The 26,020-nt window shown below is 70.3% G+C and carries 23 protein-coding genes; 21 read left to right on the forward strand and 2 right to left on the reverse strand.

All coding sequences use genetic code 11. The features are described 5' to 3' along the window. Window positions 1-50 precede the first annotated feature (50 nt). From MIAR_RS04795 to MIAR_RS04805, 3 genes are all read left to right on the forward strand, one after another. On the forward strand, window positions 51-3,320 hold the full coding sequence (locus MIAR_RS04795; RefSeq protein ID WP_285632146.1) for a DEAD/DEAH box helicase: 3,270 nt from the start codon (window positions 51-53) through the stop codon (window positions 3,318-3,320). Between the two features lie 22 nt (window positions 3,321-3,342). Beyond that, entirely contained in the window at window positions 3,343-4,431 is a 1,089-nt protein-coding gene (locus tag MIAR_RS04800; protein WP_285632149.1) for a DNA glycosylase AlkZ-like family protein, read from the forward strand. A 92-nt stretch (window positions 4,432-4,523) separates the two neighbouring features. Then, on the forward strand, window positions 4,524-6,095 hold the full coding sequence (locus MIAR_RS04805) for a Rieske 2Fe-2S domain-containing protein (protein WP_285632152.1): 1,572 nt from the start codon (window positions 4,524-4,526) through the stop codon (window positions 6,093-6,095). Between the two features lie 154 nt (window positions 6,096-6,249). Here MIAR_RS04805 and MIAR_RS04810 read toward each other — a convergent pair whose 3' ends face one another. Both MIAR_RS04810 and MIAR_RS04815 read right to left on the reverse strand, forming a co-directional pair. Then, window positions 6,250-7,062, reverse strand: a complete 813-nt coding sequence (locus MIAR_RS04810; RefSeq protein WP_285632155.1) for a permease prefix domain 1-containing protein — start codon at window positions 7,060-7,062, stop codon at window positions 6,250-6,252. Next, on the reverse strand, window positions 7,044-7,382 hold the full coding sequence (locus MIAR_RS04815) for a PadR family transcriptional regulator (protein WP_285632158.1): 339 nt from the start codon (window positions 7,380-7,382) through the stop codon (window positions 7,044-7,046). The genes MIAR_RS04810 and MIAR_RS04815 overlap by 19 nt, the downstream gene beginning before the upstream one ends. A 148-nt stretch (window positions 7,383-7,530) precedes the next feature. On the opposite strand from MIAR_RS04815, the gene pyrR reads away from it, so the two are divergent. The 18 genes from pyrR (at window position 7,531) to hisI (ending at window position 26,020) form a co-directional block, all read left to right on the forward strand. After that, complete coding sequence (gene pyrR / locus MIAR_RS04820) at window positions 7,531-8,061, forward strand: bifunctional pyr operon transcriptional regulator/uracil phosphoribosyltransferase PyrR (protein ID WP_285632161.1); 531 nt, start codon at window positions 7,531-7,533, stop codon at window positions 8,059-8,061. Continuing rightward, entirely contained in the window at window positions 8,058-9,023 is a 966-nt protein-coding gene (locus tag MIAR_RS04825; RefSeq protein WP_285632164.1) for an aspartate carbamoyltransferase catalytic subunit, read from the forward strand. Before pyrR ends, MIAR_RS04825 begins: the two co-directional genes overlap by 4 nt. After that, window positions 9,020-10,318, forward strand: a complete 1,299-nt coding sequence (locus MIAR_RS04830) for a dihydroorotase (RefSeq protein WP_285632167.1) — start codon at window positions 9,020-9,022, stop codon at window positions 10,316-10,318. Before MIAR_RS04825 ends, MIAR_RS04830 begins: the two co-directional genes overlap by 4 nt. Beyond that, on the forward strand, window positions 10,315-10,821 hold the full coding sequence (locus MIAR_RS04835) for a PH-like domain-containing protein (RefSeq protein ID WP_285632170.1): 507 nt from the start codon (window positions 10,315-10,317) through the stop codon (window positions 10,819-10,821). The genes MIAR_RS04830 and MIAR_RS04835 overlap by 4 nt, the downstream gene beginning before the upstream one ends. After that, on the forward strand, window positions 10,818-11,990 hold the full coding sequence (carA, locus tag MIAR_RS04840) for a glutamine-hydrolyzing carbamoyl-phosphate synthase small subunit (RefSeq protein ID WP_285632173.1): 1,173 nt from the start codon (window positions 10,818-10,820) through the stop codon (window positions 11,988-11,990). The genes MIAR_RS04835 and carA overlap by 4 nt, the downstream gene beginning before the upstream one ends. Then, on the forward strand, window positions 11,990-15,277 hold the full coding sequence (carB, locus tag MIAR_RS04845) for a carbamoyl-phosphate synthase large subunit (protein WP_285632175.1): 3,288 nt from the start codon (window positions 11,990-11,992) through the stop codon (window positions 15,275-15,277). The genes carA and carB overlap by 1 nt, the downstream gene beginning before the upstream one ends. Beyond that, complete coding sequence (gene pyrF / locus MIAR_RS04850) at window positions 15,274-16,137, forward strand: orotidine-5'-phosphate decarboxylase (protein WP_285632178.1); 864 nt, start codon at window positions 15,274-15,276, stop codon at window positions 16,135-16,137. Before carB ends, pyrF begins: the two co-directional genes overlap by 4 nt. Continuing rightward, entirely contained in the window at window positions 16,130-17,038 is a 909-nt protein-coding gene (gene gmk / locus MIAR_RS04855) for a guanylate kinase (protein ID WP_285632181.1), read from the forward strand. Before pyrF ends, gmk begins: the two co-directional genes overlap by 8 nt. 77 nt (window positions 17,039-17,115) lie before the next feature. Then, the gene (rpoZ, locus tag MIAR_RS04860) at window positions 17,116-17,370 is read left to right on the forward strand and encodes a DNA-directed RNA polymerase subunit omega (protein ID WP_179410807.1); all 255 of its coding nucleotides are present in this window, start codon (window positions 17,116-17,118) and stop codon (window positions 17,368-17,370) included. 126 nt (window positions 17,371-17,496) lie between these two features. Continuing rightward, window positions 17,497-18,693 (forward strand): methionine adenosyltransferase, encoded by a 1,197-nt coding sequence (gene metK, locus MIAR_RS04865; RefSeq protein WP_285632190.1) that lies wholly within the window; start codon window positions 17,497-17,499, stop codon window positions 18,691-18,693. A gap of 56 nt (window positions 18,694-18,749) precedes the next feature. Beyond that, a complete protein-coding gene (locus MIAR_RS04870) occupies window positions 18,750-20,705 on the forward strand; it encodes a primosomal protein N' family DNA-binding protein (RefSeq protein WP_285635627.1) in 1,956 nt (651 codons plus the stop codon). A gap of 52 nt (window positions 20,706-20,757) precedes the next feature. Next, window positions 20,758-21,678 carry a methionyl-tRNA formyltransferase gene (gene fmt / locus MIAR_RS04875; RefSeq protein WP_285632193.1) on the forward strand — a complete coding sequence of 307 codons (921 nt, stop codon included), beginning with the start codon at window positions 20,758-20,760 and terminating at the stop codon, window positions 21,676-21,678. After that, a complete protein-coding gene (locus MIAR_RS04880; protein WP_285632195.1) occupies window positions 21,675-23,087 on the forward strand; it encodes an RsmB/NOP family class I SAM-dependent RNA methyltransferase in 1,413 nt (470 codons plus the stop codon). The genes fmt and MIAR_RS04880 overlap by 4 nt, the downstream gene beginning before the upstream one ends. Window positions 23,088-23,090: 3 nt before the next feature. Beyond that, the gene (rpe, locus tag MIAR_RS04885; protein WP_285632198.1) at window positions 23,091-23,771 is read left to right on the forward strand and encodes a ribulose-phosphate 3-epimerase; all 681 of its coding nucleotides are present in this window, start codon (window positions 23,091-23,093) and stop codon (window positions 23,769-23,771) included. Beyond that, window positions 23,768-24,031, forward strand: a complete 264-nt coding sequence (locus MIAR_RS04890) for a phosphoribosyl-ATP diphosphatase (protein WP_285632201.1) — start codon at window positions 23,768-23,770, stop codon at window positions 24,029-24,031. Before rpe ends, MIAR_RS04890 begins: the two co-directional genes overlap by 4 nt. A 38-nt stretch (window positions 24,032-24,069) precedes the next feature. Continuing rightward, a complete protein-coding gene (hisG, locus tag MIAR_RS04895) occupies window positions 24,070-24,912 on the forward strand; it encodes an ATP phosphoribosyltransferase (RefSeq protein WP_285632204.1) in 843 nt (280 codons plus the stop codon). Beyond that, window positions 24,912-25,673: an imidazole glycerol phosphate synthase subunit HisF gene (gene hisF / locus MIAR_RS04900; RefSeq protein ID WP_285632207.1), complete on the forward strand. Its 762-nt coding sequence runs from the start codon at window positions 24,912-24,914 to the stop codon at window positions 25,671-25,673. The genes hisG and hisF overlap by 1 nt, the downstream gene beginning before the upstream one ends. Then, window positions 25,670-26,020, forward strand: coding sequence for a phosphoribosyl-AMP cyclohydrolase (hisI, locus tag MIAR_RS04905; RefSeq protein WP_285632210.1), 351 nt, complete (start codon window positions 25,670-25,672; stop codon window positions 26,018-26,020). Before hisF ends, hisI begins: the two co-directional genes overlap by 4 nt.

Raw genomic sequence — 26,020 nt, forward strand, 5'->3', positions numbered from 1 at the left:
ATCCCCGCTGAACCGGGCGGAGTGTCGGTGCTGCCGGGAAGGATGCTGAGATGAGCATTCCCCGGCCCAGTGCGCAGCAGCTGCGCCGGCTCGCCGGTGACGGCGGCTATCAGCGCGGCCTGGACTACGCCCGCCGTGGCCACGTCGAGCGCACCTCGTGGGATGCTGCGACCGAGACGCTCACGGCCGACGTGTACGGCAGCGAGCCCGCGCCGTACCGGTGCCGCATCCGCTTCAACGGCGGAGAGATCGCCGGCACCGCGTGCTCCTGCCCTCTGCAGCGCGGCTGCAAGCACGTCGTCGCGGCGATGCTCGTCGCACCCGAGAAGGAGGCCCGCGAGCGGATCGCGGTCGAACGCCGCCTGGACGCCCAGCGCGCCGCCTGGCGGCGGCTGGTGCCCGAGGCCGCTCCGGCTCGGCAGATCACGGCGCTCGCTCTGGGCGTCGAGCTGCGCGTGCGGCCGTCGAGGGCGCGCGATCGCTGGGGCTCCGCCCCCGCCCGCACCGCCACACCACGCGAGCTGACCCGCGAGCACGGCGAGGTGCAGCTTTCCGTGCGTCCGCTGATGCGCAGCGACTCCACCGGCAAGTGGATCCAGGGCGACGTCACCTGGGACGGCATCCGGCGCCCCGGCATCCGCTTCGATGCCGCGCAGTCGCGCTGGTTCACCGACTTCCTCGCCATCGCACGGGACTCGCTGCTCTCCGGCACGGCCTCGGACTGGATACCGCTGGACCGGGTCGAATCGCCGCTGCTCTGGCAGCACCTCCGTTCGCTGCCGAGTCTCGGCATCCCCATGGTCGCGGCGCAGACGCACACCACCGTCCGTCTCGCCGATCACGCATCGGCGGGCATCCGCATCGACACCGACGAGCACGGCGGACTGCTGGTCGGCGCGGACATCCGCATCGACGACCAGCCTGTGCCCGCAGCATCCGTCCGCCCGATCGGAACAACCGGCCTCTACCGGTGGCAGGTCGTGGGCGCCGACATCGAGGTGACCCTCGCGCCCGTGCACCTGAGCGCGCCCGTGCGCGGGGCGATCACGGCGGAGGAGCCCATCGAGGTGTCCGCCGAGGATCGCGACCTGTTCCTCGACGAGGCGTACCCGAGCATCGCGCGGCAGTCGACGGTCACGGCCGCGAGCGGCCTGTCCCTGCCCGCACCGGTGCGGCCCGTGCCCGTGCTCCGCGTCAACTTCGGCTCGGCCGACCGCCTCGAGCACCGCTTCGAGTGGGAGTACGCGGGCCACGGAACCGTGCCGGTCGTCTCGGGCGAGCCGGTGCCCGCCGACCACGCCTTCCGCGACGCCGACGCCGAGCAGCGCGAGCTGCGCGTGCTCGAACGCATCTGGGCATCTGCGACCGACACCCCGTTCGAACCGCGGGCGGCGGTGATCGGCGTGCCCGCCGCCGAATGGGCGTCCACCGTCCTGCCCGCCTTCGAGGAGAGCGACGTGCGCGTCGTCGTCACCGGCAAGCGCAAGAAGTACCGTGAGCTCACCGGCGCTCCCGAGATCACGGTCTCCACCGTCGAGTCGACCGATCCGGACTGGTTCGATCTGGGCATCATCGTGAAGATCGACGGCGTCTCCATCCCGTTCACGCCCCTGTTCACCGCGCTCAGCATGCGACGCACCAAGCTGATGCTCGTCGACGGCAGCTGGTTCTCCCTCGCGCATCCCGCTCTCCAGGCGCTCCGCGAGCTCATCGACGAGGCCGCCGATCTTGCCGAGTGGGAGACCGGTCCGCGCATCAGCCGGCACCAGACCGCCCTGTGGGCGGACTTCGAGGACCTCGCGGACCAGTCCGAGTCGGCGGTCTCGTGGCGCGCGCTGGCCGAAGGACTCCGCGACGTGCAGCACGTGCCGCCCACGCCGGTGCCTGAGGGGCTGAACGCGCAGCTTCGTCCCTACCAGAAGCAGGGGTTCGACTGGCTGGCATTCCTGTGGGCTCACAGTCTCGGCGGAGTGCTCGCCGATGACATGGGCCTCGGCAAGACGCTGCAGCTGCTCGCACTGATCGCGCACGCGCGCGAGGCGGGGGAGACGCGCCCGTTCCTCGTGATCGCCCCGACTTCCGTCCTCGGAACCTGGCGCAGCGAGGCGGCGCGGTTCGTGCCGGGCCTGCGGATGCGGATCATCGAGGGAACCGCGTCCCGCCGGGACGAGCGCATCGCCGACGCGGTGCAGCAGGCCGACGTCGTCGTCACCTCCTACACGCTGCTGCGTCTCGACGACAGCGAGTACGCGGATGTCGAGTGGGCAGGCGTGATCCTGGACGAGGCGCAGTTCGCGAAGAACCCCTCGACGAAGGCGCACAAGGCCATCGCGGCGCTGCGCGCCCGAGTCAAGATCGCCGTGACCGGTACCCCGCTGGAGAACAGCCTCACCGACCTCTGGGCGCTGTTCTCGCTCACCGCCCCCGGCCTGTTCCCGTCGGCACGACGATTCCGCGAGGAGTACGTGCAGCCCATCGAGAAGGGCAAGGTCCCCGACAACGAGGAGGGCGGCGACTACCGGCAGCGCCGGCTGGAGCGTCTGCGACGACGCATCCGCCCGCTCATGCTGCGACGCACCAAGGAGCTCGTCGCCGCCGAGCTGCCCGAGAAGCAGGTGCAGGAGGTGTTCGTCGAGCTCTCGCCCGCGCACCGCGCTCGCTACGACGCCGTGCTGCAACGCGAACGGCAGAAGCTGCTCGGCCTGCTCGCGGACCTCGACCGCAACCGCTTCATCGTCTTCCGCTCGCTGACCATGCTGCGGATGCTGGCCCTGGCACCGGGCCTGATCGATGAGGCGGATGCCGGAATCCCCTCCAGCAAGCTGGACGTGCTGCTCGAGCACGTCCAGGAGCTGCAGGCGGAGGGGCACAGAGCGCTGGTGTTCAGCCAGTTCACGAGCTTCCTCGACCTCGCCGCGGAGCGGCTCACCGCCGCGGGAATCTCCTACGTGCACCTGGACGGGTCAACACGAAACCGCGCTGAGGTCATCGACGGGTTCAAGGACGGCGAGCAGCCGGTGTTCCTCATCAGCCTCAAGGCGGGTGGATTCGGACTCACGCTCACCGAGGCCGACTACGTGTTCCTCCTCGACCCCTGGTGGAACCCCGCGGCCGAGGCGCAGGCCATCGACCGCACGCACCGCATCGGACAGACGCGCCGCGTGTTCGTCTACCGGCTGATCGCCTCGGGCACGATCGAGGAGAAGGTCCTGGCGCTGCAGCAGCGCAAGGCGCGCCTGTTCACCGCCGTGATGGACGACGACGAGCTCTTCTCGAAGGCGCTCACCGCCGACGACATCCGGGGCCTTCTGGAGACCTGACCCGCGATCTAGGCTCGGAGCGATGACTTCGCATGAGCTGACTCTCGAGCAGGCACGGCGCATCGTGGTGCGCGCGGCGCTGCTCGACGCCGACCGTCCCGGCGACGTGGTCGAGGTCGCCGAGCAGATCGGACAGATCAAGATCGACCCCACGGCGGTGATCGCGCCCTGCGAGCACACGGTGCTCTGGTCGCGGATCGGCTGGTCGTACGAGCCCGGCCAGCTGAAGAAGGCGGTCGAGCAGGACCGGCTTCTGCTCGAGTTCGACGGCGCCTTCCGGCCGGTCTCCCTGCTGCCCGCCATCCGGGCGGGCATGCGAGACCCGGCCGTGCGGGCGAGTGCGATCGAATGGCTTGCGGCGAACGACGGCTTCCGCCGCGAGGTGCTCGCCCGCCTCCGGGCGGAGGGACCGATGACGGCATCCGAGATCCCCGACACCGCACAGGTGTCGAAGGCGCCGGACGGGTGGTACGGCGCGAACCAGGTGCCGATCATGCTCGATCTGCTCTCCCGTCACGGCGAAGTGGGCATCGTCGGCAGGGTCGGACGCAACCGCATCTGGGATGTCGCGGAGCGCGCCTTCCCGCAGGACCTGGCGGAGCTCGAGCCGATGGAGGCGACGGCGGAGCTGGAGCGCCGGTGCCTGCGGGCGGAGGGGCTCGCGCGCCCGCACCGCTGGTGGAGCGGCGTGGGGAAGGACACCGGCGAGGCCGCCCGGGTCGAGGGGACGACCATGCGGTTCCGGGTGGATCCCGACGCGCTGCGGGCGCTCGACGAGCCCGATCCCGGCGGCCGGGTCGCCTTCCTCAACCCCTATGACCGCCTGCTGTTCGACCGCAGGAGGCTCGTCGAGCTGTTCGGCTTCACGTACGTGCTGGAGCAGTTCAAACCGAAGCCGCAGCGCGTGTACGGCCACTTCGCGCATCCGATCCTGTTCGGCGATCGCTTCATCGGGATGCTGGATGCCGAGCACGATCGCGAGCGGGAGGTGCTGCGCGTGAACGCGATCCATGAGTTCGACGAGTGGGGGCCGGACGAGCACGAACTCGTGCGCCTCGAGCTGGGCGAGCTGGCGGATTGGCTGGGCGTGTCGGTGGCCGGGCTGGACTGACGGCACGCCCGGCGCGCTTTCTCCCGGCCGGTCACCGGTGCGGCACAGGAGCCCGCCGGTAGAATCGAGGCTGCCCAAGCACGAGGAGAGACATGCGGATCACGGGACTCGGCCACGCCGGGATGTTCATCGAGACTGTCGGCGGAAACATCATCTGCGACCCTGTGCTCGGACCGTCCTTCTTCGGCTCGTGGTTCCCGTTCCCGGACAATCGCGGCCTCGACTGGGAGCGCTACGGTCACGAGGCCGACTTCCTGTACATCTCGCACCGGCATCGCGACCACTTCGATCCGCGCCTGCTGGAGAAGTACATCCGCAAGGACATCGAGGTGCTGCTGCCCGAGTACGTCACCGACGATCTCGAGAAGGACATCCGCGCCCTCGGGTACGAGAACATCTTCTACGCCCCCGCCGGCGAGATCTTCGAGCGGGGCGGAACCAAGATCATGATCACGCCGCTGCGCGCCCCCAGCGACGGGCCGATCGGCGACTCCTCCCTGAGCGTCGACGACGGCACGGCATCCATCCTCAACCAGAACGACTCCCATCCCCTCGATCTGGAGGCGCTGCTGTCCTTCGGCAAGCCCGAGGCGTACTTCACTCAGGTCTCCGGCGCGATCTGGTGGCCCATGGTGTACGACCTGCCGCAGGATGCCAAGCAGAACTTCGCGCGCCTGAAGCGCGAGGCGCAGAACAAGCGCGCCATGTACTACATCGAGAAGGTCGACGCGCCGCACGTCTTCCCGATGGCGGGACCGCCGATGTTCCTGCGCGACGACATCTTCCGTTACAACGGCACCGGCCAGGACGACGACTCGATCTTCACGGATCAGAAGGAGTTCCTCGCCCACCTGAAGGAGCAGGCGCCTCAGTACGACGGACAGCTCTTCATCCCCGGCACCATCGTGGACCTGAACGGCGGCGAGCTGAACGTCTCCCAGAGCCTGTACTCGGATGCCGAGATCAGCCGCATCTTCGACGAGAAGTGGGAGTACCTCGAGGAGCAGCGTGCTTCGCGGCAGCAGGAGCTCCGCGACGAGGAGGCACGACGGGCCGAGATCATCCCGCCCGCCGAGATGCTCGCCGCGATCAAGGAGTGGTGGGAGCCGCTCATCAAGAAGTCCCGCACCATCCGCCTCGGTGTCGGCGGCAACGTGCGGTTCAGGATCGGCGAGCTGGACATGGTCGTCGACTTCCCCAAGGCGAAGGTGCGCGAGTACGCGGGGGAGGAGTGCATCTACTGGTACACCATCCCCGCCGACCTGGTGTCCACCAACATCGTCGATCACGAGATCGACTGGTCGAACTCGATCTTCCTCTCCATGCAGTTCTCGGTGGGCCGCAGCGGCAAGTTCAACGAGTTCCTCACCACGTTCCTCAAGTGCCTGTCAGTGGACCGCATCGAGTACGTGGAGAACTGGTACCAGGAGCAGACCGATCAGACCGAGGACGCCGAGATCGGCGACTGGGTCGTGCAGCGCCGCTGCCCGCACCTGCGCGCGGATCTGACCCGCACCGGCAAGATCGACGAAGACGGCGTGCTCACCTGCAGCATGCACGACTGGAAGTGGGACCTGAAGACCGGCAAGTGCCTGACCACCACCGGTCATCCGATCCGTGTCTCGCAGTGCCCGCTCACCGACGAGGCGCTGCGCGCCGGCTGAGGGCGACCCGGACTCCCAGAACAGGACGATTCACGAGGACAGGACGGCTCCATGCGGAACCGTCCTGTCCTCGGTGATCCTCCTGTTTCGGCGGAACCATAGCGGCTGCTTCAGGCGCCGCCGGTCCACCAGGGCGGGAGGCGCCTCAGGCTGATCAGGCCGCGGCGGGAGTCGCGCGGACGCTCTCGGCGACCCGTGCGGCGATGTCGACGAAGCCCGCGAAGAGCAGCACACCGAACGCGGCGACAGAGCCCCAGATCGCGGCCTCCATCCCGTTGCCCGTCAGAACCCCGTAGGCGCTGACGCCGATCGAGGCGGCACCGAGGACCGGGGAGAGGACTGCCAGCGTCGTCGCCAGCGCAGGCGAGCCGGCGTGAGCACGGTGGGCGCGGATGCATGTCCAGGTGACGGCCGCCGCGAGCAGGGGCATCCAGAGCGCGACCACCCACGCCAGCACCGTTCCCGCCGCAGCCGCGAGTATCGCCAGAGCGGTGATCCACACCGCAGTGGCATCGATGCGACCGCGCGCTCGGATGTTCACGCCGAGAAGGACGGCGGCGGTGAGGAGACATGCCACGCCGACGAGTGCAGCGGAGACGAGGTAGCGCTCCGACGACCAGCTGCCCGAGAGAGAGGTGAAGCCGAAATAGGAGGAGATGGCCGCGAGCGCCCATGCCACGGAGGCCAGGCCGGCCAGGATCCCCAGGCGGCGAGCGAAGAACAGAGACAAGACAGTTCCTTTCGAAGGAGTCGAGGTGAGGAGTGCGGCCACCAGGCGCGGATCGCCCAGTCGTGCCAGAGCGCGGGATTCCGCTTCAGCGCGAGGGACGCCCCGCAGTTCGAGCCGTTCCGTCGCGCAGAGCAGGTGATCGGCGATCTCATCGAGCAGGTCCTGTGCGTCGGGACGACCGTGCATCCGGCGGCTCAGGAGCACGAGATACCGGTCGATCAGGCCATCGCCGGCCATGCCCGGCCTCCGATCACGGACTCCACGGCCCCGACGAACTCGCGCCAGCCGTTCTGCTGCTCACGGAGCCGAGCGGTGCCCGACGCCGTGAGGCGGTACAGCTTGCGTCTGCGTCCCGTCGACTCGGACCACTCATGGCTCAGCAGCCCGGCCCGCTCCAGACGGTGCAGCACCGGGTAGACGGTGCCCTCCGCGAGATCGAAGGAGCCCTCGCTGCGCTCGCGCAGTGCGTCGATCACTCCGTAGCCATGCAGCGGCCCACGTGCGATGACGGCCAGCACGAGCATGTCCATGTGCCCCTTGAGGGATTCGGCGTTCATGCCTAGTGACACTAGGCCTAGCATGGCTAGGTGTCAAGCACCCCTTTCGAGTGCGCCGGTATACCAACGTCGGACGAGGTGAATCGCTAGACTTGGACCATCACCCAACCTTTAAGCCCGTCCTGTGAGGCGGAGAAGGGAGTGGCAGATGGCCGCACGAACAGTGCTGCAAGAAGCCGATATCGCGCGCGCGCTGACGCGCATCGCCCATGAGATCCTCGAATCCAACCGCGGCGCCGAAGGCCTGATCCTTCTCGGCATCCCGACCCGCGGGGTGACGCTCGCCGATCGGCTCGGCCCCATCATCGCGGGCATCGCCGACACGGAGATCCCGGTCGGCTCCATCGACATCACGCTGTACCGGGATGATCTGTCGAAGCACCCGACCCGTGCGCCCAAGCGCACCGAGATCCCCGAGGGCGGCATCGACGGCAAGACGGTCGTCCTGGTGGACGACGTGCTGTTCTCCGGGCGCAGCATCCGCGCCGCGCTCGATGCGATCCAGTCCATCGGACGGCCCTCCGTCGTGCGTCTGGCTATCCTCGTGGACCGCGGTCATCGCGAGCTGCCGATCCGCCCCGACTTCGTCGGCAAGAACATCCCCTCCTCGCGCACGGAGCGCGTCAATGTCCGCCTGAAAGAGCTCGACGGCGCCGACGAGGTGACGATCGAATCATGAGGCATCTGCTCGACACCCGCAGCCTCGAGCGCGACGAGGCCCTGCGCATCCTCGATGTGGCCGAGGACATGGCCGAGACCCAGTCCCGGCAGATCAAGAAGCTCCCGACGCTGCTCGGCAAGACTGTCGTGAACCTCTTCTTCGAGGACTCCACGCGCACACGCATCTCCTTCGAGGCCGCTGCCAAGCGCCTCTCCGCGGACGTGATCAACTTCTCCGCCAAGGGATCCAGCGTCTCCAAGGGCGAGAGCCTCAAGGACACCGCGCAGACCCTCGAGGCGATGGGCGCGGATGCCGTGGTGGTCCGCCACTCGGCATCCGGAGCCCCCCGCACCCTCGCCACCAGCGGCTGGATCTCGGCAGGAGTCGTGAACGCCGGCGACGGCACGCACGAGCACCCCACGCAGGCCCTCCTGGACGCCTTCACGATCCGCAAGCGCCGGTACGGCGCCGACAGCCGCGGCCGCGACCTGAGCGGCCTGCGCGTCGTCATCGTCGGCGACGTGCTGCACTCCCGGGTCGCACGCTCCAACGTCTGGCTGCTCTCGACCCTCGGAGCCGACGTGACCCTGGTCACCCCGCCGACGCTCGTGCCGCAGAACGTCTCGCAATGGCCGGTGCGCGTGCTCTACGACCTGGACCAGGCACTGGCCGAGGGTCCGGATGCCGTGATGATGCTCCGCATCCAGGTGGAGCGCATGCACGCGGCGTTCTTCCCGACCGAGCGCGAGTACTCCCGGCTGTGGGGGCTCGACGCACTGCGGGCCGCGACGCTGCCCGAGAGTAGCATCGTGATGCACCCCGGCCCCATGAACCGCGGTCTGGAGATCTCCTCCGAGGCCGCAGACTCCCCGCGCTCGACCGTGCTGGAGCAGGTCACCAACGGCGTCTCGGTGCGCATGGCCGTGCTCTACCTGCTGCTGGCGGGGGAGCGCAACGACGAACGAGGAGAAGCGAAGTGAACCGGAACCTCGTCATCACGGGAGCCCAGCTGCTCGGTGGCGACAGCGCCGACATCGCGATCGAGGACGGCGTCATCGTCGAGATCGGCGCCGGACTCACCCGCAGCGGTGCGCGCGTCATCGATGCGGCCGGGCTCGTCGCCCTGCCCGGACTGGTGGACCTACACACACACCTCCGCGAGCCCGGTTTCGAGGCATCCGAGACGGTGCTCACAGGCACCCAGGCAGCCGCGGCGGGGGGATTCACCGCCGTGTTCGCCATGCCGAACACCCAGCCCGTCGCCGACACTGCCGGCGTGGTCGAGCAGGAGCTCGCCCTCGGCGAGGCCGCCGGCTACGCCACGGTGCAGCCGATCGGCGCGGTCACCGTCGGGCAGAAGGGCGAGCGGCTCGCCGAACTCGGTGCCATGGCCGGCTCCCGCGCTCGCGTGCGCGTCTTCAGCGACGACGGGTTCTGCGTCTGGGACCCGCTGATCATGCGTCGCGCGCTCGAGTACGTCAAGGCGTTCGACGGAGTCATCGCGCAGCACGCCCAGGACCCCCGCCTCACCCAGGGCGCGCAGATGAACGAGGGCATCGTCTCCGCCGAGCTCGGCCTCGCCGGCTGGCCGGCGGTCGCCGAGGAGTCGATCATCGCCCGTGACGTGCTGCTCGCCGAGCACGTCGGCTCGCGGCTGCACGTCTGCCACCTGTCCACCGCGGGCTCGGTCGACATCATCCGGTGGGCCAAGAAGCGCGGCATCCGCGTCACCGCCGAGGTCACGCCGCACCACCTGCTGCTGACCGACGAGCTGGTCCGCGACTACGACGCGCGGTACAAGGTCAACCCGCCGCTGCGCACCGCCGAGGACGTCACCGCCGTCCGCGAGGGCCTGGCGGACGGCACGATCGACATCGTCGCCACCGACCACGCCCCGCACCCGGCCGAGAACAAGGCCTGCGAGTGGCAGGTCGCCGCCAACGGCATGGTCGGGCTGGAGAGCGCGCTCCGCGTCGTGCACCAGTCGATGGTCGCCACCGGGATGCTGGACTGGGCCGACGTCGCGCGCGTCATGAGCTCGGCACCCGCGGGCATCGGACAGCTGCAGGGCTTCGGCTCGCTGGAGGTCGGCGCGCCGGCGCACGTCACCCTCTACGACCCGAGCGTCCCCGGTGTGTTCACCGAGGCCGACCTGCACGGCCGCAGCCACAACTCGCCGTACCTCGGTCGCGACCTTCCCGGGCGCGTGCAGTGGACGATCCATGGCGGCGTCGTGACGGTGGACGACGGGCAGCTCGTGCAGGAACTCGCATGACGCGCGAAGCAGCAGTGCTGATCACGATCGCCGTCGCACTCCTGGTCCTCGCCGCGATGCTCTTCGCCTGGCGACGACGCATCAGCCGGGACTCCGCGCTGACCGCGCCCCTCGGAGTCCCGGAGCACGCTGACGTCATCGATCGCCACGAAGTCCTGTACGTCGCGACGACCGTCCACGATCAGCCTCTGGAGCGCATCGCGATGAAGGCGCTGACGTACCGCGCCCGTGGCGAGCTCGTGCTCACCGACCGGGGAGTGGCGCTCAGCCTGGACGGCTCTCCCACCGTGTTCATCGCATCCGAACGGCTGCTCGCAGCCGACCTCGCGACGGTCGCCATCGACCGGGTCGTCGAGCCGAACGGTCTGATCCGCCTCGTCTGGCGGGTCGCCGAAGGCACCATCGTAGATTCCTTCCTGCGTCCCGCATCCGTCGGGCCGCAGCAGATCCTCCCGCAGCTGCAGCGCCTGAGCGCCGGCTCCGAGAACGGAGAACAGTCTTGAGCAATCCCACCACCGGGGCGCCGTCCCCGCTGACGTCCGCCGTGCTCGTCCTCGAGGACGGCACCCGCTTCACCGGCCGCGCCTACGGCGCCGTCGGCACCACCCTGGGCGAGGTCGTCTTCGCCACCGGCATGACCGGCTACCAGGAGACCCTCACCGACCCGTCCTACGCCGGTCAGATCGTGCTGCAGACCGCGCCGCACATCGGCAACACCGGGATGAACCGCGAGGACGACGAGTCCGCGCGCATCTGGGTCGCCGGTTACATCGTGCGCGACCCCGCGCGCCGCGTGTCCAACTGGCGCGCCGAGGAGTCGCTCGACGACGTGCTGGTTCGGGACGGCATCGTCGGCATCAGCGGCATCGACACGCGCGCTCTCACCCGGCGCATCCGCGACACCGGTTCCATGCGCGGCGGGATCTTCTCCGGCCCGGATGCCGAGCTGGATGCCGAGGAGCAGCTGCGCCGCGTGACCGACGCCCCGCAGATGGCCGGGCAGAACCTCTCCGCGGAGGTCTCGGTCAGCGAGCCCACCGTGATCCCCGCCGAGGGGGAGCGCATCGGCAACCTCGCCGTGCTCGACCTGGGCGTCAAGCAGTCCACGCTCGACAACCTGGCCCGCCTCGGCTTCGACGTGCACGTCCTGCCGCAGTCCGCGAGCTTCGCCGACATCCAGGCCGTCGACCCGGTGGGGGTGTTCTACTCCAACGGCCCCGGAGACCCCTCGGCATCCGACCGTCAGGTCGCCGTGCTGCGCCAGGTGCTCGACGCGAAGCTGCCGTACTTCGGCATCTGCTTCGGCAACCAGCTGTTCGGGCGCGCTCTCGGACTGGGCACCTACAAGCTCACCTTCGGCCACCGCGGCATCAACCAGCCCGTGCTCGACCGGGCCACCGGCCGGGTCGAGATCACCGCGCACAACCACGGATTCGCGGTCGAGGCGCCCCTGGACGGCACGTTCGCCAGCCCCAACGGCTACGGCACCGTCGAGGTCAGCCACGTCGGCCTGAACGACCAGGTGGTCGAGGGACTGCGCGCCCACGACATCCCCGCCTTCTCCGTGCAGTACCACCCCGAGGCGGCCGCAGGCCCGCACGACGCCCACTACCTCTTCGCCAGGTTCCGCGACCTGGTCCTCGCAGACATCGCCGGAAAGGACGCTGAGTAATGCCGAAGCGCGACGACATCACATCCGTTCTGGTGATCGGCTCCGGGCCGATCGTGATCGGTCAGGCCTGCGAGTTCGACTACTCCGGTACCCAGGCGTGCCGGGTGCTGCGCGAGGAGGGCGTGCGCGTCATCCTGGTGAACTCCAACCCGGCCACCATCATGACCGACCCCGACTTCGCCGACGCCACCTACATCGAGCCGATCACCCCCGAGGTGATCGAGACGATCATCGCGAAGGAGAAGCCGGACGCGATCCTGCCGACCCTCGGCGGGCAGACCGCGCTGAACGCCGCCATGGCGCTGCACGAGCGCGGCATCCTGGAGAAGTACGACGTCGAGCTGATCGGCGCGAAGGTGGACGCCATCCGCAAGGGTGAGGACCGCCAGATCTTCAAGGAGCTCGTGATCGAGGCCGGCGCGGACGTCGCCAAGTCGGTCATCTGCCACACCATGGACGAGCTGCTCGCCGGTGCGGCCGAGCTCGGCTACCCGCTGGTGGTGCGCCCGTCCTTCACCATGGGCGGCCTGGGCTCCGGCTTCGCGTTCGACGAGGCGGACCTGCGTCGCATCGGCGGCGCCGGCCTGCACGACTCGCCCACGACCGAGGTGCTGCTGGAGGAGTCGATCCTCGGCTGGAAGGAGTACGAGCTCGAGCTCATGCGCGACACGGCCGACAACACGGTCGTGGTCTGCTCCATCGAGAACGTCGACCCGGTCGGCGTGCACACCGGCGACTCGATCACGGTCGCGCCGGCGCTGACCCTCACCGACCGCGAGTACCAGAAGATGCGCGACATCTCGATCGACATCATCCGCGCCGTCGGCGTGGACACCGGGGGCTGCAACATCCAGTTCGCGGTCGACCCGACCAACGGGCGCATCATCGTCATCGAGATGAACCCGCGCGTCTCGCGCTCGTCGGCCCTGGCGTCGAAGGCCACCGGCTTCCCGATCGCCAAGCTCGCCGCCAAGCTCGCGCTCGGCTACCGGCTCGACGAGATCCCGAACGACATCACCGGCGTGACGCCCGCCAGCTTCGAGCCCACGCTCGACTACGTGGTCGTCAAGGTGCCGCGCTTCGCGTTCGAGAAGTTCCCCGCCGCGGACGCCACCCTCACCACCACCATGAAGTCGGTGGGCGAGGCCATGGCCATCGGCCGCAACTACACGACCGCGCTGCAGAAGGCGCTGCGCTCCCTCGAACAGCGCGGCTCGTCGTTCCACTGGGGTCCCGAGGAGCGCTCGGTCGACGAGCTGCTGGAGATCGCGAAGACCCCCACCGACGGCCGGATCGTCGTGCTGCAGCAGGCACTGCGCAAGGGCGCCACGATCGAGCAGGCGTTCGACGCCACGGCGATGGACCCGTGGTTCCTCGACCAGATCGTGCTCATCAACGAGGTCGCGCAGAGCGTCGCACAGGCCGCGGAGCTGGACGCCGCCACGCTGCGGCACGCCAAGGAGCACGGTTTCTCGGATGCCCAGATCGCGCAGCTCCGCGGTATCAGCGAGCCCGAGGTGCGCGGCATCCGCCACGCCCTGGGCCTGCGCCCGGTCTACAAGACCGTGGACACCTGCGCGGGCGAGTTCCCCGCGCTCACGCCGTACCACTACTCGAGCTACGACTTCGAGACCGAGGTGGCACCGTCCGAGCGCACCAAGGTGGTCATCATCGGCTCTGGACCGAACCGCATCGGGCAGGGTGTCGAGTTCGACTACTCCTGCGTGCACGCATCGTTCGCGCTGTCGGATGCCGGGTACGAGACCGTCATGGTCAACTGCAACCCCGAGACCGTGTCCACCGACTACGACACCTCGGACCGGCTGTACTTCGAGCCGCTCACGCTCGAGGACGTGCTCGAGGTGCTCGACGCCGAGGCGCAGAGCGGGACGATCCTGGGCGTGGTGTGCCAGCTCGGCGGTCAGACGCCGCTGGGCCTTGCCAAGGGCATCGAGGCCGCGGGCTACACGGTGCTCGGCACCAGCCCGGCCGCGATCGACCTCGCCGAGGAGCGGGAGCTGTTCTCCCGGCTGCTGGACGACGCGGGCCTGGTCGCGCCGCGCAACGGCACGGCCATCGACGTCGAAGGCGCGGTGCGCATCGCCGAGGAGATCGGCTACCCGGTGCTGGTGCGCCCGAGCTTCGTGCTCGGAGGCCGCGGCATGGAGATCGTCTACGACACGGCATCCCTGCGCGACTACTTCGTCCGCACCGCCGGCAATGTCGTGATCGAGGAGGGCAAGCCCCTGCTCGTGGACCGCTTCCTGGACGACGCGATCGAGCTGGACGTCGACGCGCTGTACGACGGCAACGACCTGTACATCGGCGGGATCATGGAGCACCTCGAGGAGGCCGGCATCCACTCCGGCGACTCGAGCTGCACCCTGCCGCCGATCTCGCTCGGCCGCACCCAGATCGAGCGGGTGCGGGCGGCGACGCTCGCGATCGCAGAGGGCGTGGGCGTCCGCGGCCTGCTCAACGTGCAGTTCGCGATCAGCGCCGGCGTTCTCTACGTCATCGAGGCGAACCCACGGGCCAGCCGCACGGTGCCGTTCGTCTCCAAGGCGCTGGGCGTGCCGATGGCGAAGGCTGCGAGCCGCGTGATGGCGGGGGCGAGCATCGCCGAGCTCATCGCGGAGGGGATGCTTCCCGCGCAGGACGGTTCGAGCGTGCCGCTCGGCGCCCCGATCGCCGTGAAGGAGGCCGTGCTGCCGTTCAAGCGCTTCCGCACGCACGACGGCAAGGTCGTCGACTCGGTCCTCGGCCCGGAGATGCGCTCCACCGGCGAGGTGATGGGCATCGCGGCCGACTTCCCGACCGCGTTCGCCAAGAGCCAGGCCGCCGCGTACGGCGGAATGCCCACCTCGGGCACCGTGTTCATCTCGGTGGCCGACTCCGACAAGCGCGACGTCATCCTGCCCGCCCACCGTCTCGCGCAGCTGGGCTTCTCGCTGGTGGCCACCGAGGGCACCGCCGAGATCCTGTCCCGCAACGGCATCCAGGTCGCTCTCGCCGCCAAGTACAGCGAGACGCAGGGGAACGGCGAGCGCAACATCGTCGACCTGATCAACGACGGCGAGATCGACATCATCGTGAACACGCCCAGCGGAGGCGCGGCCCGCGCCGACGGCTACGAGATCCGCGCGGCGGCGGTCGCCGCGGACAAGGCGCTGTTCACCACGATGGCGGTGCTCGGCGCGGCAGTCAGTGGCATGGACGCGGCGAACGAGGGCTTCTCGGTGCGCAGCCTGCAGGAGTACGAGCTGGATCGGCAGGCCGCCGAGTGAGCACTCCCTTCGGAACCCGCCTGCGCGCAGCTCTCGATGCGTACGGCCCGCTGTGCGTGGGCATCGACCCGCACGCGGCGCTCCTGGAGCAGTGGGGGCTGACGCAGGATGCGGACGGTCTGCGCGCGTTCGGTCTGGCGGTGGTCGAGGCCGCCGCCGGCCGGGCCGGCGTCGTCAAGCCGCAGGTGGCGTTCTTCGAGCGCTTCGGCTCGAAGGGGTTCGCCGCCCTCGAAGAGGTGATCGCGGCTGCACGCGCGGCCGGCCTGATCGTGCTGTCCGACGCCAAGCGCGGTGACATCGGCTCGACGATGGCCGGCTACGCGTCGGCGTGGCTCGAGCCCGGCTCGCCCCTGGAGTCGGATGCCGTGACCATCAGCCCGTACCTGGGCCCGGACTCCCTGCGGGAGACCATCACGACGGCAGTGCGCGCGGACAAGGGCGTGTTCGTCCTGGCTGCGACCAGCAACCCCGAAGCGGCCTCGCTGCAGACGGCGCGCACCGTGGACGTCGCCTCCGAGGAGGATCAGACGGTCGCCAGGCGGGTGGCGAGGGATGTGGCGTGGGCCAACGGATCGCCAGCGTTCGAGGGCGGTCTCGGGCCGGTGGGTCTCGTGATCGGCGCCACCGTCGATCGTGACGAGGTGGGCCTCGGCGACGAGGTGCTCAGCCGCATGCCGATCCTCGCCCCCGGTTTCGGTGCGCAGGGCGCCACGCCGGAGGATCTGATCACCCGTTTCGGGGCGACGGCGGGACAGGTGCTCGCGAGCGAGAGCCGCAGCATCCTCGGCGTCGGCCCCGCAGGCATCGCGGACGTCATCAGTGAGCGTGCCGCGCGATATCAGGAGGTTCTCCGTGGCTGAAGGTCGAGTCGTCCCCGAGGTGGATCGTGCCGCCGCATCGCGCCGCGCACTGCAGCGCAGGCGCGCGCGGGCCGCGCTGAAGCGGGACCTCACGACCCGGGTGACCGCGCCGCAGGACGTCCTGCGGCGCGCGGTCGAGGATGCCGAGTCGGATGCCGCGACCCTGCGCATCACCGACTTCCTGATGGCCCTGCCCGCCATCGGCGCCGGCAAGCGCGATCGGATCCTCGAGGAACTGCACATCTCGCCGGTCAAGCGCCTGGGCGGTCTCGGCGTGCGTCAGCTCGCCGCGCTGTCGGAGTGGCTGGACCGGCGCTTCCCCCCGCACACCGCTCGTCCGGGTCGCAGCCGGCTGCTCGTGCTGGCGGGCCCGACCGCCGTGGGCAAGGGCACGGTCGCCGCGCAGATCCGTGAGCAGTACCCGGAGATCCACCTCTCAGTGTCGGCCACCACGCGGGCGCCGCGCCCGGGGGAGGTCGACGGCGTGCACTACTTCTTCGTCGACGACGCGGAGTTCGACAGCATGATCGCCGACGGGAGGCTCCTCGAGCACGCCACGGTGCACAACAAGTACCGGTACGGCACGCCCCGCGGGCCCGTGGACGACGCTCTCGCGGCCGGGCGGACCGTGCTGCTGGAGATCGATCTGCAGGGTGCCAGGCAGGTCCGGGCGGCCGAGCCGTCGGCGTCGCTGGTGTTCCTGCTGCCGCCGTCCTGGGACGAGCTGGTGAACCGGCTGGTCGGCCGGGGGACCGAGGACGCGGAGGAGCGCGCCCGCCGGCTGCGCACCGCGCGCACCGAACTGGCGGCGCAGAACGAGTTCGATTACCTCGTCGTGAACGCCGACGTCGCCACCGCGGCGCGAGAGGTCGTAGAATTGTGCACGGGCTCTTCGCGCTGAACGCTCGCGCGCGCCCGAAACCGACTTCGCGACACGTCGTCATCCGATGACAGCGTCGCCCGACCAGGAGGTCCACCATGGCTGGAACCAACCAGGGCATCATCGACCCGCCCATCGACAACCTTCTCGAGCGCGTCGAGTCGAAGTACGAGCTCGTGATCTACGCGTCCAAGCGCGCGCGTCAGATCAACGACTACTACTCCGACCTGCACGAGGGGAACCTCTTCGACAACGTGGGCCCGCTGGTGGACTCGTCCGTCGAGGACAAGCCGCTCACGATCGCGCTGCACGAGATCAACGAGGACAAGCTCCGGATCCGTCACGCCGAGTGACACTCCGCACCCTGTGAGCCGCCGACGTCCACACCCGGATGTCGGCGGCTTCCTGCACACTTGGCCTGCAACACCCGCGGGTGAGCCGAACCCGACCCGCCCTGATCTTCCCGCTTTGGAGAACCGATGAGCGCGCTGCGCCTGTTCACGTCCGAGTCCGTCACCGACGGGCACCCCGACAAGATCTGCGATCAGATCTCCGACAGCGTGCTCGACGGGCTGCTCTCCGTCGACCGCGGCTCCCGCGTCGCGGTGGAGACGCTCGTGACGACCGGTCTCGTGCACGTCGCGGGTGAGATCCGCACCGACGGGTACGTCGACATCCCCACCATCGTCCGCGACGTGGTCAACGGCATCGGCTACACCTCCAGCGACACCGGCTTCGACGGCTCGTCCTGCGGCGTCACCGTCTCGGTGGGGGAGCAGTCGATGGACATCGCGAACGGCGTCGACAACGCGCAGGAGCGCCGCGACGGCGGGTCCACCGACCCGCGCGACGAGCTCGGCGCCGGCGACCAGGGCATCATGTTCGGCTTCGCCACGAACGAGACGCCCCAGCTCATGCCGATGGCGGCCTGGACCGCGCATCGCATCGCCGAGCGTCTCACCGAGGTGCGCCGCTCCGGCGAGCTGGCATTCCTGCGCCCCGACGGCAAGACCCAGGTCACGCTCGGCTACGACGGCTTCACGCCCAAGACGGTCGACGCGGTCGTGCTCTCCACGCAGCACCACCCGGACATCACGCAGGACGAGCTGAAGGCGCTCGTGCGCGAGAAGGTCATCGACCCCGTGCTCGCGCAGACCGGACTCGACCTCGCGCCCGATCTGAAGTACTACATCAACCCCGCCGGCCCGTTCGTCACCGGTGGGCCCAAGGGCGATGCGGGCCTGACCGGCCGCAAGATCATCATCGACACCTACGGCGGCGCCGCCCGGCACGGTGGCGGTGCATTCAGCGGAAAGGACCCGTCCAAGGTGGACCGCTCGGGCGCCTACGCGATGCGCTGGGTCGCCAAGAACGTCGTCGCCGCCGGCCTCGCCGAGCGCGCGGAGGTGCAGGTCGCCTATGCGATCGGCGTGGCTCGCCCGGTGGGCCTCTACGTCGAGACCTTCGGCACCGGCACGGTGTCCGAGGACGCGATCACCCGCGCGATCGACCAGGTGTTCGACCTGCGCCCGCAGGCGATCATCGAGGAGCTCGATCTGCTGCGCCCGATCTACGCCAAGACCGCTGCGTACGGACACTTCGGCCGCGAGCTGCCCGAGTTCACCTGGGAGCGCACCGACCGCGCCGACGAGCTGCGCCGCGCCGCCGGCGTCTGAGGGGCGCCGTGTCCACGGTGCCCGGACAAGCGCCGGCCGCGGGAGGGCGGGCCGAGATCGGAGAGTCCTCGACCGCCGAACCGCGGCGGATCGCCCGTGTGCTGATCGACTCGCCGCTGCCCCAGTTGGACCGGCTGTTCGACTACGCCCTCCCGAAGGACGTCGGCGAGGTCGGTCCCGGTATGCGGGTCAAGGCGCCGCTGCGCACCGCGGGTCGCGTGATCGACGGCTACATCGTCGAGCTCGACGTGGAGCCGGATGCCACCCGCACGCTCTCCGAGATCGAGAGCGTCGTCTCGACCGTCGAGGTGATGCCCGAGCGGCTGTACCGACTCGCCCGGAAGGCCGCCGACCGCGCAGCCGGCTCCGCCTCCGACATCCTGCGTCTCGCGATCCCCAAGCGGCAGGTGCGTGTCGAGAAGTCCTGGCAGGAGCCGGAACCGTGCGCCCCGCCGAGTGGTGACGCCGTGGACCGCGCCCGCGCCGTCACGGCGGCGTACGACGGACTCGACGCGCTGCTCTCCGACGCAGGACGCGCCGCGGTCGAGGCGATCCCCGTGCTGCAGGACGACCTCCCCGGGTGGGCGCTGCTGCTGGCGTCGGCCGCGGCGCTGCAGCTCGCCGCGGGGCGCTCGAGCGTGCTGGTCGTGCCGGACTACCGTGATCAGGAACTGCTGCTCTCCGCCCTGGCCACGCTGCTCGACGAGGATGCCGTGGTGCGACACGATGCTCGCCAGACGAACCCCGACCGCTACCGTGCGTTCCTGCGCACCCTCGGGGACGCTCCGTGCGTGGTGGTGGGCAACCGCTCCGCCGTGTACTCGCCCGTGCAGGCCGGACTCGTCGCCATCTGGGACGACGGCGACCCGTTGCTGGCGGAGCCGCTCGCGCCCTACGTCCACGCGAGGGATGCCGCGCTCATCAGGCAGGAGGAGGAGGGAAGCGCCCTGCTGATCGTCGGGCACACCCGCTCCACGGACGCCGAGCGACTCGTGCAGCACGGATGGCTGCAGGACGTCACGGCCGCGCGGCGCGTGATCCCGCAGGTGCGCCTGAGCACGCCGCAGGAGCTCGAGCAGACCGGTCAGCGCGTGCCCTCCAGCGCCTTCGCGACCGCGCGCGCCGCGGCGGCCGAGGGTCCGGTGCTGGTGCAGGTGGCCCGGCCCGGTTTCGCGCCGACGCTGGTGTGCGCGAGCTGCCGCACGCCCGCCCGCTGCGCACACTGCGGAGGACCTCTCGGCGCCCGCCGTCGCGGTGCGGTGCCGGTGTGCGGGTGGTGCGGTCGATCCGCCAACTCCTGGCGCTGCGGCACCTGCTCCTCCGACCAGGTGCGCCTGGCCTCATCGGGCACCGAACGCACCGCGGACGAGCTCGGGCGCGCGTTCCCCGGCGTGCGCGTCATCGTCTCCGACGGCGCCCACACCGTGCAGCATGTGGATGCGAAGCCGGCGCTGGTCGTCGCGACACGCGGCGCCGAGCCGCTGGCATTCGGCGGCTACCGGGCCGTGATCCTGCTGGACGGGGCGCGGATGCTGCAGGCTCCGGAACTGCGCATCGCCGAGTCCTGTCTGCGATGGTGGGCCAACGCGGCCGCTCTCGCAGCTCCCGGCGCGCCGATCCACCTCGTAGGCGTGGACGGGCCCGTCGCCCGCGCCCTGGCGACGTGGTCGCCCGCCGCGTACGCCCGAAGTGAGCTGGAGGCGCGGCTCCCGCTGCGCATGCCGCCCACCACGCGCGTCGCGCAGCTCGAAGGGCTCCCGGCATCCGTGCGCACCGCGCTGGACGCACTGGCGCAGATCGGCATCGCGGGCGAGGCCGTGCTCGGCCCGCTCCCGGTCGGCGACGACGGGAGGGTGCGGGCACTGGTGCGCTTCGCCTACGCCGCGGGACAGAGTGTCGCGAGCACGCTGCGCGCAGCCGTCATCGCGGATGCCGCGCAGAGCAGGCGCCCGCGCGGTCGTCCCCGGGTGTCACTCTCGGTCCACCTCGATATCCTCGAACCCGAGATCTGATCGGCATCCGATCACCTCGATCCCTCACTGACCTTCCCACCGGAGAACCTTCATGCGCCTCGTCTTCGCAGGCACCCCCGCCGTCGCAGTCCCCACGCTGCGCGCCCTCGCCGCACATCACGAGATCGTCGGCGTCGTCACCCGACCGGACGCGCCACTCGGTCGCAAGCGCGTGCTCACGCCGTCACCCGTCGCCGCAGTCGCCGACGAGCTGGGGCTGCCGGTCATCAAGGCCGCCCGGCTCGACGACGACGCCACGGCTCGGATCACCGCACTGGAGGCGGATCTGGGCGTCATCGTCGCCTACGGCGGCATCGTCCGCGAGCCGCTCCTGTCGGCACCGGCCCATGGCTGGATCAACCTGCACTTCTCGCTGCTGCCGGCGTGGCGGGGCGCCGCACCCGTGCAGCGCGCGCTGATCGCCGGAGACGCCCAGCTGGGTGTGAGCGTGTTCCAGCTGGTGCCTGCGCTCGATGCAGGCGATGTCTACGCGATGCGGACGGTCGGCATCCCCTCGGATGCGACCGCCGACGCCGCGCTCGCGATCCTCGCGGACGACGGAGCCGGTCTCACCGTCGACGTGGTCGCCGGCATCGCCGACGGGAGCGCCGTGGCCGTCCCGCAGCAGGGAGAGGCCAGCCTCGCACCGAAGCTCACACTCGAGGACGGCTCCCTGGACTGGTCGCAGCCGCTGTCAGCAGTGTTCTCGCGCTACCGCGGAGTCACCCCTGAACCGGGCGCCCACACGACCGTCGACCGCGCACGGCTGAAGATCCTGTCCGCGGCCCCCAGCGCCGAGGGCACCGCACTCGCACCCGGCGAGATCCACGGCACCAAGGCGGCCGTCCTGATCGGCACGGCCGACGGCGCGCTCGAGGTCACGCGCGTGCAGCCGGCCGGCAAGGGGGCCATGAACGCCGCGGACTGGTGGCGCGGGCTGCGCGCCGATCAGTCGGTGAGGGCCGGATCATGAGCGGTGCTCAGCGCGGGACGGGCGCGGAGCACAAGCGCGGCATCCAGCCCGCCAGGTGGGTGGCCTACGACGTGCTGCGCGCCGTGTCCGACGACGACGCCTACGCCAACCTGCTGCTGCCCAAGCTCATCGTCGAAGCGCAGCTGGACGCGCAGGATGCCGCGCTGGCCACCGAACTCGCGTACGGCACCCTCCGGCGACGCGGGACGTACGACGCGATCATCGCCGAGGCCGCGGGCCGCCCGGTGGCCGACATCGACCCTGCGGTGCTCGACGCCCTCAGGCTCGCCACGCATCAGCTGCTCGCGACCCGGGTCGCACCGCACGCAGCGGTCAACGAGTCGGTCAATCTCGTCGCCGCCGAAGTGGGCCGCGGTGCGTCGGGGTTCGCCAACGCCGTGCTGCGCCGCATCAGCCGCGACGACGCGGAGACCTGGCAGGAGCGCATCGAGGCCGGCGCCCGCTCGGATGACGAGCGCCTGTCCCTGCGCACGGCGCACCCGGTGTGGGTCATCCGCGCGCTGCGCCGCTCACTGGCCGCCGAGGGACGTGCCGATGAGCTGGAGACCCTGCTCGCCGCCGACAACGTCTCGCCCGAGGTCACGCTCGTCGCGCTGCCCGGGCTGGCGGAGCGCGGTCAGCCCGCCCGTCCCTATGCGCCGACCGCATTCGGCTCGCCCGGCGGCGATCCTCGCGAGGCGATCGGAGATGCCCGGGGCACGATCCGCGTGCAGGACGAGGGATCGCAGCTCGTCGCCCTGGCCCTGGCCGCGGCCGCGCCGGTGCGCGCGGGGGAGCGCTGGCTGGACCTGTGCTCCGGACCCGGCGGCAAGACCGCCCTCCTCGCCGCCATCGCCCATCGCGATGGCGCGCACCTGGAGGCGAACGAGGTGGTGCATGCGCGCGCCGGCCTGGTGCGCAACGCCGTCCGGCCCCTGCCGGTCGACGTGCCTGTCCACGAGCAGGACGGCCGGGAGTTCGCGGCGCAGCATCCGGCCGCTTTCGACCGCATCCTCGTCGATGCGCCCTGCACGGGCCTGGGCGCCCTGCGCCGTCGCCCCGAGGCGCGCTGGCGCAAATCGCCGGCCGACGTCGCCGAGCTGGTCGAGCTGCAGACGCAGCTGCTGGAAGCCGCGATCGGGGCGCTGGCCCCGGGCGGGATCGTCGCCTACGTGACCTGCTCGCCGCACCTGGCGGAGACCACCGGCGTCGTGAGCGAGGTCCTCCGCCGGCGGGACGACGTCGCCCAGCTCGACGCGCAGGCCGTCATGACCGAGGTGTCCGAGGCGCCGATCGACCTCGCCCCGAACCCCGACGGCGCCACCCGACACGTGCAGCTGTGGCCGCACCGGCACGGCACCGACGCCATGTTCCTCGCGCTGCTGCAGCGCACCGCCCAGGAAGGATGAGCCATGAGCCTCCCGGAAGCACCCCGCATCAACCCCAGCATCCTCGCCGCCGACTTCGTCAACATGCAGGCAGACCTCGCTCGTATCGCGACCGCCGACTTCGCCCATGTCGACGTGATGGACAACCACTTCGTGCCGAACCTCACGTTCGGGCCGCAGATGGTGGAGCGCATCCAGGCGACCAGTCCGATCCCGCTCGACGTGCACCTGATGATCACCGATCCCGACCGCTGGGCGCCCGGCTACGCGGAACTGGGGGCCGCGAGCGTCACGTTCCACCTCGAGGCCGCCGCCGATCCGGTGGCGCTCGCGCGTCGACTCAGGTCCATCGGCTCGCGCGCCGGCGTCGCCATCAAGCCGGGCACGGCAGGGGAGCCCCTTTACGAGATCCTCGACGAGTTCGACCAGATCCTGGTGATGACCGTCGAGCCGGGCTTCGGCGGCCAGGGCTTCATGGCCGAGACCATGCCCAAGCTGCACGCGCTGCGCCAGGAGGCCCGGCGTCGCGGATCGGACGTGTGGCTGCAGGTCGACGGCGGGATCTCCGAGTCCACGATCGCCCAGGCCGCCGAGGCCGGGGCCGACACCTTCGTCGCCGGGTCCGCCGTGTACGGCGCCGAGGACGCCGCTGCGGCCGTCACCCGGCTCCGGGACCTCGCGCGAGCGGCTAGCCTGGAACCGTGAAGACATTCGACGAGCTGTTCGCCGAGCTCCAGCACACCGCCGAGACCCGTCCGGAAGGATCGGGCACGGTCGCGCAGCTGGACCGCGGCGTGCATGCGATCGGCAAGAAGATCGTCGAAGAGGCCGCCGAGGTGTGGATGGCCGCGGAGTACGAGAGCGACGAGAACGCGGCTGAGGAGATCTCCCAGCTGCTCTACCACCTGCAGGTGATGATGCTCGCCAAGGGGCTGAGCCTGGAGGACGTCTACCGACATCTGTGAGCGTGCTCCCCTCAGACCGCTCGAACAGAAGGACATCCATGCTGCGCATCGCCGTTCCGAACAAGGGCTCGCTCTCCGAGACAGCCGCCGAGATGCTCGCGGAGGCCGGGTACGCCGGCCGTCGCGACCCCAAGACCCTGCACGTCGTCGACGCCGACAGCGACGTCGAATTCTTCTACCTCCGCCCCCGCGACATCGCCACCTACGTGGCATCAGGCGCCCTCGACGTGGGGATCACCGGACGCGACCTGCTGCGCGACGTGCGCCAGGACGACGCGCGTGAGATCGAGCAGCTGGGCTTCGCCCGCTCGACCTTCCGGTTCGCCGCACCTCCCGGGAAGTACTCGACCATCCAGGACCTGGAGGGCGTCCGCGTGGCGTCCGCCTACCCGGGCCTGGTGGACGACTTCCTGCGCGAGCACGGCGTGAACGCCGTGCTCGTCCCGCTGGACGGTGCCGTCGAGTCGGCCGTGCGGCTCGGCGTCGCCGATGTGATCGCGGACGTCGTCGAGACCGGCACCACCCTGCGCCAGGCGGGCCTGGAGATCTTCGGCCCGGTGATCATCGAGTCCGAAGCCGTGCTGATCAGCAGGCCGGGAGAGGTCCCCGGCACCGCGCGCCTGCTGCGCCGCCTCCGCGGCGTCATGGTCGCCCGGCGCTTCGTGCTGCTGGACTACGACCTGCCCGCGCACCTGGTCGACCAGGCCACGGCCATCGCCGGCGGCCGTGAGTCGCCGACGATCTCCCCGCTGCGCGATCCGGAATGGGTCGCCGTCCGCGTCATGATCCCGCGCAAGGGCATGAACCAGGTGATGGACGACCTGTACGCGCTCGGCGCCCGGGCCATCCTCGTCACCGCGATCCACGCCGCGAGGCTCTGATGACGCTCGCCGCACGCGTCATCCCGTGCCTCGACGTGGCCGCCGGCCGCGTGGTCAAGGGCGTGAACTTCAAGGATCTGCGCGACATGGGCGATCCGGTGGAGCTGGCCGCGCACTACGCCGCGCAGGGCGCCGACGAGATCACCTTCCTCGACGTCACCGCCACGGTCGATGACCGCTCGACGACGTTCGACGTCGTGCAGCGCACAGCGGAGCAGGTCTTCGTGCCGCTCACGGTGGGCGGGGGAGTGCGCAGCGTCGAGGACGTGGCGCGACTGCTCTCGGTCGGTGCGGACAAGGTGGGCGTGAACTCGGCCGCCATTGCGCGTCCGGAGCTGATCGACGAGATCGCGGACCGCTTCGGCGCACAGGTGCTGGTGCTCTCGCTCGACATCAAGCGCGCCACGACCACGGAATCGGGCTTCGTCGTGACCACGCACGGCGGGCGCGCAGAGACCACTCTGGATGCCCTGGACTGGGCGCGCGAGGCCATCGAGCGGGGCGCCGGCGAGCTGCTGGTGAACTCCATCGACGCCGACGGCACGAAGGACGGTTTCGACCTGGAGCTCGTCCGCCTCATGCGCGAGGTGTCCTCGGTGCCGGTGATCGCCTCCGGCGGCGCGGGCACGGCCGCGGACTTCCCGCCTGCGATCGAGGCGGGAGCGGATGCCGTTCTCGCCGCGAGCGTGTTCCACAGCGGGCAGCTCACGGTCGGCGACGTGAAGGACGCGCTCCGCGCGGACGGGGTGGTGGTGCGATGAGGACGCTCGACGCCGACGTCTCGAAGGTCGCCTGGAACGCCGACGGACTCGCCCCCGTGGTGGTGCAGCAGTTCGACACCCTCGAGGTCCTGATGCTGGCGTGGATGGATGCCGAGGCGCTGCGGCGCACGCTCACAGGCGGTCGTGCCGTCTACTGGTCGCGGTCCCGGCGGGAGTACTGGCGCAAGGGCGACACCTCGGGCAACACGCAGAAGGTGCACGCGGTGGCCGTCGACTGCGACGGCGACACGATCCTGCTCACGGTCGACCAGCACGGACCCGCCTGCCACACCGGCACGCGCACCTGCTTCGACGGTCGCGGACTGACCGTCGCAGAGAGCGAGTGA

The sequence above is a fragment of the Microbacterium arabinogalactanolyticum genome, from assembly GCF_030268005.1.
Classification (GTDB): domain Bacteria; phylum Actinomycetota; class Actinomycetes; order Actinomycetales; family Microbacteriaceae; genus Microbacterium; species Microbacterium arabinogalactanolyticum.

Excerpts from the sequence above, each read along its gene's own strand:
- MIAR_RS04795 (WP_285632146.1), top strand. The coding sequence starts at position 51 with ATGAGCATTCCCCGGCCCAGTGCGCAGCAGCTGCGCCGGCTCGCCGGT.
- MIAR_RS04805 (WP_285632152.1), top strand. The coding sequence starts at position 4,524 with ATGCGGATCACGGGACTCGGCCACGCCGGGATGTTCATCGAGACTGTC.
- hisG (WP_285632204.1), top strand. The coding sequence starts at position 24,070 with ATGCTGCGCATCGCCGTTCCGAACAAGGGCTCGCTCTCCGAGACAGCC.
- MIAR_RS04835 (WP_285632170.1), top strand. The coding sequence starts at position 10,315 with ATGACGCGCGAAGCAGCAGTGCTGATCACGATCGCCGTCGCACTCCTG.
- MIAR_RS04800 (WP_285632149.1), top strand. The coding sequence starts at position 3,343 with ATGACTTCGCATGAGCTGACTCTCGAGCAGGCACGGCGCATCGTGGTG.
- MIAR_RS04880 (WP_285632195.1), top strand. The coding sequence starts at position 21,675 with ATGAGCGGTGCTCAGCGCGGGACGGGCGCGGAGCACAAGCGCGGCATC.
- rpoZ (WP_179410807.1), top strand. The coding sequence starts at position 17,116 with ATGGCTGGAACCAACCAGGGCATCATCGACCCGCCCATCGACAACCTT.
- hisF (WP_285632207.1), top strand. The coding sequence starts at position 24,912 with ATGACGCTCGCCGCACGCGTCATCCCGTGCCTCGACGTGGCCGCCGGC.
- rpe (WP_285632198.1), top strand. The coding sequence starts at position 23,091 with ATGAGCCTCCCGGAAGCACCCCGCATCAACCCCAGCATCCTCGCCGCC.
- carB (WP_285632175.1), top strand. The coding sequence starts at position 11,990 with ATGCCGAAGCGCGACGACATCACATCCGTTCTGGTGATCGGCTCCGGG.
- fmt (WP_285632193.1), top strand. The coding sequence starts at position 20,758 with ATGCGCCTCGTCTTCGCAGGCACCCCCGCCGTCGCAGTCCCCACGCTG.
- MIAR_RS04825 (WP_285632164.1), top strand. The coding sequence starts at position 8,058 with ATGAGGCATCTGCTCGACACCCGCAGCCTCGAGCGCGACGAGGCCCTG.
- MIAR_RS04810 (WP_285632155.1), bottom strand. The coding sequence starts at position 7,062 with ATGGCCGGCGATGGCCTGATCGACCGGTATCTCGTGCTCCTGAGCCGC.
- hisI (WP_285632210.1), top strand. The coding sequence starts at position 25,670 with ATGAGGACGCTCGACGCCGACGTCTCGAAGGTCGCCTGGAACGCCGAC.
- pyrR (WP_285632161.1), top strand. The coding sequence starts at position 7,531 with ATGGCCGCACGAACAGTGCTGCAAGAAGCCGATATCGCGCGCGCGCTG.
- metK (WP_285632190.1), top strand. The coding sequence starts at position 17,497 with ATGAGCGCGCTGCGCCTGTTCACGTCCGAGTCCGTCACCGACGGGCAC.
- MIAR_RS04815 (WP_285632158.1), bottom strand. The coding sequence starts at position 7,382 with ATGAACGCCGAATCCCTCAAGGGGCACATGGACATGCTCGTGCTGGCC.